Origin of the sequence: Paenibacillus sp. E194 (genome assembly GCF_000935845.1) — a bacterium.
Lineage (GTDB): Bacteria > Bacillota > Bacilli > Paenibacillales > Paenibacillaceae > Paenibacillus_B > Paenibacillus_B alvei_B.
Genome location: NZ_JMDX01000290.1, coordinates 1 through 6,399 on the forward strand (window position 1 = coordinate 1; position 6,399 = coordinate 6,399).

At 50.3% G+C, this 6,399-nt stretch carries 4 protein-coding genes and 1 riboswitch; all 4 genes read right to left on the bottom strand.

The window, feature by feature from the left end; all coding sequences use genetic code 11:
* Positions 1-58: 58 nt before the first annotated feature.
* A complete protein-coding gene (locus AZ66_RS25365) occupies positions 59-562 on the bottom strand; it encodes a DUF3939 domain-containing protein (RefSeq protein WP_021261916.1) in 504 nt (167 codons plus the stop codon).
* A gap of 348 nt (positions 563-910) precedes the next feature.
* Positions 911-3,235 (bottom strand): 5-methyltetrahydropteroyltriglutamate--homocysteine S-methyltransferase, encoded by a 2,325-nt coding sequence (metE, locus tag AZ66_RS25370; RefSeq protein ID WP_044357422.1) that lies wholly within the window; start codon positions 3,233-3,235, stop codon positions 911-913.
* Positions 3,236-3,557: 322 nt separating this feature from the next.
* A riboswitch (cobalamin riboswitch) is annotated at positions 3,558-3,748 on the bottom strand.
* 212 nt (positions 3,749-3,960) lie between these two features.
* The gene (locus AZ66_RS25375; protein ID WP_021256452.1) at positions 3,961-4,251 is read right to left on the bottom strand and encodes a HesB/YadR/YfhF family protein; all 291 of its coding nucleotides are present in this window, start codon (positions 4,249-4,251) and stop codon (positions 3,961-3,963) included.
* A gap of 189 nt (positions 4,252-4,440) precedes the next feature.
* Positions 4,441-6,399, bottom strand: a 1,959-nt coding sequence (locus AZ66_RS25380) for a copper-translocating P-type ATPase (protein WP_044357423.1), incomplete at its 5' end; no start/stop codon positions are given.

Consider the following 6,399-nt stretch of genomic DNA (forward strand, 5'->3'; position numbering starts at 1 on the left):
CAACAAGAGCTCACCCTCTGCCAATGAGGGCAAGCTCTTGTTATTCGTGCCAATTCCGTTACAAATCAATTGGAATCGCGGCTTGTGATTTATGCCAATCCTCTTCGTGAGTCAGTAAAAACTGCTCTGTCGTTAAGTAGAGAGAGATAGGCGGCTTCTCTTTTAAATAATGGCGCTGCATGAGCAGGTCATAGTGGACTTGGCGGTTGCGTGTTCCCGTGAGTACGGGAAGATCATCATGTTCATCCAAATAATCATCGACCGCAGCCTGAACCATATCTAGATATATCGGAATGTGCTTGTCTTTCTCTTCAAATATTTCGTACGTGTAATGGGACATATAGAACTTCTGATCCGATTCTCCACCTAAATAACGGCGCAGGCGTTTCAAATCAATGCTTTGATCCCCTAGGAGCAGGGTCGTTCGTTTAATCTCTTTTGGCATATCCTTCTCATATTGAAGCACCGCTCTGCGGACATCTTCTAACGTTACATGCACCGCTTCAAGAGCTGCCTTAGCGTTTTTCTTATCCCGTTTGAACCATTGTGTGAACCAACGCATATCAGATCCCACCTTTCTGCCTCCGTGTGATAAGGAAGATGGAAGCAGGAATCATGTATCCGCTTACATCTCTATTATAACATAATTTTCATTAATCGACATGTTTGGTTGTCCCGGTATTCCTTTAACATATGAATAACCAATGTTCATCTCATTCACTCACGCGCAGAAAAAGAAAAATGTCGATTTACCATATATTACGTATTTCAAATTTGAAGGTTTCACGGTATAAAAAAAGACCATCTCTGCATGGCAGTCGCGATGACTGCGAGAGACGGCCTTTCCCTATGATAATGAAGAAATATTGAAGTCTATGTGCGCGCGATGAAAACTAGCGAGGATCAGTTCTTATGCTTCAGTCGATACTGCCGCTTCATGGCGTGCGCGAGCAAGCTTCGTTGCTTCTACCATGTTGCGCAGTGCAGCTACCGTCTCCGGCTCGCGGCGCGTCTTCAGACCACAGTCTGGGTTAATCCAGAACGTCTCAACCGGCAGCACACGAAGCGCCTGCTCGATAATCCGATCAATCTCTTCTACAGCAGGCACACGTGGACTGTGAATATCATATACACCCAGACCAATGCCAAGCTCATAGCTCTGCTCCTCCAGCGTAGCAATCATATCGCCGCCGCTGCGTGCCGTTTCGAGCGAGATCACGTCAGCATCCATCTTGCGGATCGTATCGACCATGTCGGAGAAGTCGCAATAGCACATATGCGTGTGTACTTGCGTCTCAGGCGCTGCTCCGCATGTTGCAAGCCGGAAAGCAAGCACTGCCCAATCCGTATAATAGACAGCATCCTCCGCCTTAAGCGGCATCCCTTCCTTCACCGCAGGCTCATCGACCTGGATCATGCCAATACCTGCAGTCTCCAGTGCTGCAATCTCTTGGCGAAGCGCGTACGCCAGCTGGAATGCCGCCTGCTCGCGAGGAATGTCGTCACGTACGAACGACCAGTTCAAGATCGTTACCGGGCCCGTAAGCATCCCCTTAACCGGCTGAGACGTCAAGGACTGCGCAAATGCCGTTTCCTTCACCGTCATCGGCTCTGTGAACGCCACATCTCCGTACAGAACCGGTGGTTTTACACAGCGCGAGCCATAGGATTGAACCCAGCCGAACTTCGTGAATGCGAACCCGTCCAGCTTCTCGCCAAAGTATTCGACCATGTCCGTGCGTTCGAATTCACCATGTACCAGCACGTCAATGCCGATCTCTTCCTGAATGCGAATCCAGCGTGTCATTTCTTCTTCCAAATAGGTTTCATACGTCTTCGCATCCCATTCTCCCTTGCGGAAGCGAAGGCGTGCGCGCCGGATATCCGCAGTTTGCGGCATACTGCCAATCGTTGTGGTCGGCAGCAGCGGCAGCGATGGCCAGCGCTTGCGCTGAAGCTCCTTGCGTTCCTCGAATGGAAGACGTTCAATTCCTTTTTCCTTCTCTGCACGAAGCAGTACTTCCAACGCTTGAACGACTTGCGGACGCTGTCTTGACGGTTCCGTCCGCCATGCTTGAACACGAGCACCGCTCTCTACTAATGCTGCGCGCGTCTCTTCACTCGGGGTTGAGAAGTGACGAGCAAGTAGGGCAGTCTCCTCCAGCTTCTCATCCGCGAACGCCAATGCCTCGCGCACTGGTGCGGACAGCTCAGTTTCCCGCTCCGACGTGAGTGGTACATGAAGCAGGCTGCATGATGGCTGAATAATCCAGCGTTCCTTCGGTACAATCTCTTCCACAGACTCCAGCCATACTGCAGCAGCCGCCAAGTCCGTACGCCAAATATTGCGGCCATCAATAATCCCGACAGCAAGCTGCTTCTGCGCAGGGAAACCGAATTGACGAAGCGCTGCTTCATTTCTCCCTCTATCATGAACAAAGTCTAATCCGAGCGTATCCACCGGAAGAGACACGAACGCTTCGTAGTCGGACACCGCATCGAAGTAGGTCTGAACCCATAATGATAAGCTTGGTGCTGCCTTGCGCAATTCGGCATAGACTTCCTTCACAGCAGTCCAATGCTCGCTTGGCACTTCCAGCACGAATGCAGGTTCATCCAATTGCACAGCCTGCACACCTTCACGCTCCAACTCGCTAAGCAACTGTCCGTATACCCCTACGAATTGGCGAAGAACATTCAGGCGCTCTTCCGGTTTAATCCCTTTAATAAAGCGGACATACGTATAGGGTCCGATGATGACTGGCTTACCTTCAATGCCATGAATCTGCTTCGCTTGGCGATAGGCTTGCAGCGGGCGATTGACCGTCAATTGCGGCGCCTTGCCTTCCCATTCCGGCACAATGTAGTGATAGTTCGTATTAAACCACTTCGTCATCTCGCAAGCTACCGCATCCTGTGTACCACGAGCCAAGGCGAACAGCAAATCTGCGTTCACTTCTCCACCGTCATATGCAAACCGTGACGGAATCAATCCGAATGTGGCCGTCATATCAAGCACATGATCATACCAGGAGTAATCATTTACTGGAATCAGGTCAATGCCAGCGTCCTGCATCGTCTTCAGCCGAACATCATTGATGCGTGCCAATTCTTCTTCCAGCTGCTGAACAGAACTGTTCCCAGCCCAATATTGCTCCAATGCCTTCTTCCATTCCCGGTCGTATCCGATCCGAGGGTAACCTGCTGTGCTTGTCTTGATTGAATGAACTGTCATCATACTGCCCCTCTCCATGAGTCATTTTGCCGTACGGGATTTAATTGGACAATTTCTATCGCTTAACACGGAATTGAGATTGCAGTTGAACGCTCTACCCCACCATATGTGACTTTATCACTCAGACTTCAGAAATTTCACTGCATCCCAATATGCAAAAAAGACATTCCTGTCCAACAACAGAAATGTCTCGTAAACGTCCATGAAGTCATAGTGGAATAGATCGATCCTTCCGGCTCATTAGCAGACTACCCTCATGCTAAGAGGAATCGAAAACCGATATCCATGCTTACGAACACTTCCCTATCTCCCGTAGGTACGAACAGTGTTGTCAAAACAGGCAGGTCTCCTGGCTTCAGCTTCATTGGCCTTTGCAGCCTTCCCGATCGATTACGACCAGTGGCTCTCTCGCAATACCTCAACTGTCACAGTGGCGGGACCGCGCCGGATTTCCAACCGGCTTCCCTATTAAGCTTCGACGTTACCCGAAGCACCTGTTTCCTCATATTCAATTGCATTGAAAGTCGCTGTCACGCTTCCCCCAATTGAGAACGATTATATATCTAACCAGAACGAATGACAAGGATTTTTTCTCATCTCTAACCAAAATAAACAAATACCGAAGCTGTCACCTTATCTTCATGAAACTCCGATTCACTAAGCGTCTATCCATGCACAATAGGCGAGCCTCTCGGCTCGCCTATTGATGATTACGGGTTGATGCGCTAGATGACCATTCCTTCATGCAGAAAGACAATATCTTCACCTTTCTCATCTAGCGTCAATTCACGATTATCCAAGAACCATACATCATTTTGCTCCATAAAGAACGTAATGCCGTTCACAACTTCCGTCACTGCTGGATATTGCGGACTGTCTTTCATGATGCCGAATGAATAAGGTCCTGAAGCACTGAATCCGCTATAGCGGACGAATATGCGTACTGAGTCTCCTGCTGTGAATCCCCAATCAGCCAAAAAACGCTCGACTGCCTTCGCTGTAACGCGTAATTGCATGTTCAGACCTCCTTAATCATACCTTTCATCCGATTTGATCATACCATGTGGCTGCCACTTTTGTTAACACCAAAGTTGACAGTTCGTCAATGATCCGCATCATCATTACCGCATATTACGTTCGGCGATAGGATTATATGCTACCTTCTGTTTAGGAACATCACGATCTCTACCAAGAAATTCTGCAGGTTACAGCTTGATGCGTTGAAGCCGCAGCGCATTCAGTACAACGGATACCGAGCTGAAGGCCATAGCCGCTCCTGCAAGCCATGGGGCAAGCAATCCGATTGCTGCAATCGGGATGCCTATCGTATTGTATACGAGTGCCCAGAACAAGTTCTGCTTAATGTTACGCATTGTACGGCGGCTCATCTCCATCGCATCCGCAATGCCGTTCAAGTCGCCACGCATTAAGGTTACGCCTGCCGTCTCCATTGCTACATCCGTACCTGTACCGATCGCGAACCCAATGTCCGCTGCTGCCAGAGCTGGCGCATCATTAATTCCATCGCCTACCATGGCGACAACACTGCCTCTCTGCTGCAGCTCGCGCACATGCTGTGCCTTCTGTTCAGGTAGCACCTCTGCAAATACATCATCAATCCCTACTTGTGACGCGATGGCTCTGGCTGTGCGTGTGTTGTCTCCTGTCATCATGACAACGCGTATCCCCATTTGATGCAGCCGCTCGATAGCCTTCTTCGAGGAAGCCTTCACTTGATCGGCAACGGCAACTATGCCTTTCCAACTGCCATCAACCGCGATAAGCATTGCCGTCTTGCCTGCCTGCTCCATGTCTTGCAATGCTTCCTCCGCATCGCTGCTTGCTACCCCGTTCTTCTCCATCCATCTGCGTGTGCCGACAATGATCTGATGCCCATTCACCTCAGCCGCTATTCCATATCCAGGTTCAGCTCGGAATGAATCCGGTTCGACCGTGCTGATTCCTTGCTCCGACAATCCCTTCACAATCGCCTGTGCCAATGGATGCTCGGATTGCTTCTCTGCAGATGCCAGTAAGGTCAAGAGTTCTGTCTTCTCGTCTTCATTCCCATCATGCAATACAACATCTGTAAGCGAAGGAGCCCCTTCTGTTACGGTTCCTGTCTTGTCGAGCACAACTGTCTGCACCCGATAGGCGCCTTCTAGATGCTCGCCGCCTCGGAATAGTACACCATATTCCGCAGCACGTCCGGTTCCCGCCATAATCGACGTTGGCGTTGCCAAGCCGAGCGCACACGGGCAAGCGATTACGAGTACGGCAATGGTACGAGACAAGGCTACACCGAAGTTGCCTGGTTCAACAGCGAAATACCAAATTAAGAATACAAGCACCGCAATCCCAACGACTATCGGCACGAAGATGCCTGATATTTTATCAGCGATCCGCTGAATCGGAGCCTTGGAGCCCTGCGCCTCCTCAACGATTTTAATAATTTGCGAGAGCGCCGTCTCGGAGCCGACCTGGGTCGCTTTCATCGTAAATGCCCCCTGCGCATTCACGGTAGCCCCGTATACATTATCGCCGGCTTGCTTCTCAACAGGGACGCTTTCACCGGTAAGCATGGATTCATCCACGGTCGATGTCCCGCTAACTACAATGCCGTCTACCGGTACTTTCTCACCTGGGCGAACAAGTACGAGATCCCCATTTGCCACATCCTCCACAGGCACTTCCACTTGTTCACCGTCGCGCACAACGGTTGCCGTTTTGGCACGCAGCCCCATCAGAGCTCGGATTGCTTGAGAAGACCGTCCTTTAGCTGAAGCCTCCAGCCATTTACCCAGAAGAATGAGCGTAATGAGAACAGCACTCGTCTCAAAATACATCTCAGGATGGTGAAGCTCGCCAATCTGCCATTGCCACGCCAAGTACACACTGTAGACATAGGCTGAGGTCGTACCGAGCGCAACAAGCACATCCATATTGGCGCTCCCACTGCGGAGTGCCTTAAATGCCCCAACATAGAAGCGTGCCCCTATAATAAATTGAACCGGCGCTGCCAGTACCATTTGTACCCAAGGGTGCATGAACCATTCCGGCACCCAAATCCATGAGGTGAAAGAAAAATGACCCACCATGGACCACAGAAGTGGAATGGACAATAGGGCAGAGACGAGGAACGTATTGCGCAATCGACGCATATT

Excerpts from the sequence above, each read along its gene's own strand:
- AZ66_RS25365 (WP_021261916.1), bottom strand. The coding sequence starts at position 562 with ATGCGTTGGTTCACACAATGGTTCAAACGGGATAAGAAAAACGCTAAG.
- metE (WP_044357422.1), bottom strand. The coding sequence starts at position 3,235 with ATGACAGTTCATTCAATCAAGACAAGCACAGCAGGTTACCCTCGGATC.
- AZ66_RS25375 (WP_021256452.1), bottom strand. The coding sequence starts at position 4,251 with ATGCAATTACGCGTTACAGCGAAGGCAGTCGAGCGTTTTTTGGCTGAT.